The organism is Allobosea sp. ASV33 (assembly GCF_016428755.1).
In the GTDB taxonomy this organism is placed as follows: domain Bacteria; phylum Pseudomonadota; class Alphaproteobacteria; order Rhizobiales; family Beijerinckiaceae; genus Allobosea.
Genome location: NZ_JAELTI010000270.1, coordinates 1 through 319 on the forward strand (window position 1 = coordinate 1; position 319 = coordinate 319).

Consider the following 319-nt stretch of genomic DNA (forward strand, 5'->3'; position numbering starts at 1 on the left):
CCTTCGAATCGAGGATCTCAACCACCGCTTCGTCGCCGTGGCGACCGAGCTCGGCTTCGGCCACGAGATCTGGCTGACCCATGGCCCGCTGGTCGAGGCGCTGACCGCCTCCTACGCGCTGCCGGGCCTGTCTCTTATACACATCTCCGAGCCCACGAGACTCTAGGCGCGATCGCGTATGCCGTCTTCTGGTTGGAAAGGGGGGGGGGGGGGGGGGGGGGGGGGGGGGGGGGGGGGGGGGGGGGGGGGGGGGGGGGGGGGGGGGGGGGGGGGGGGGGGGGGGGGGGGGGGGGGGGGGGGGGGGGGGGGGGGGGGGGGG

1 protein-coding gene and 1 pseudogene are annotated in these 319 nt (G+C 77.4%); one reads left to right on the top strand and one right to left on the bottom strand.

The annotated features are described in order from the left end of the window. Window positions 1–160: pseudogene (locus JHD80_RS29445) on the top strand (Patatin); the annotation flags it as partial. Here JHD80_RS29445 and JHD80_RS27505 read toward each other — a convergent pair. Then, the coding region (locus tag JHD80_RS27505; RefSeq protein WP_199093780.1) for a hypothetical protein at window positions 135–319 on the bottom strand (185 nt) is incomplete at its 5' end. The pseudogene JHD80_RS29445 and the gene JHD80_RS27505 sit on opposite strands and share 26 nt — an antisense overlap.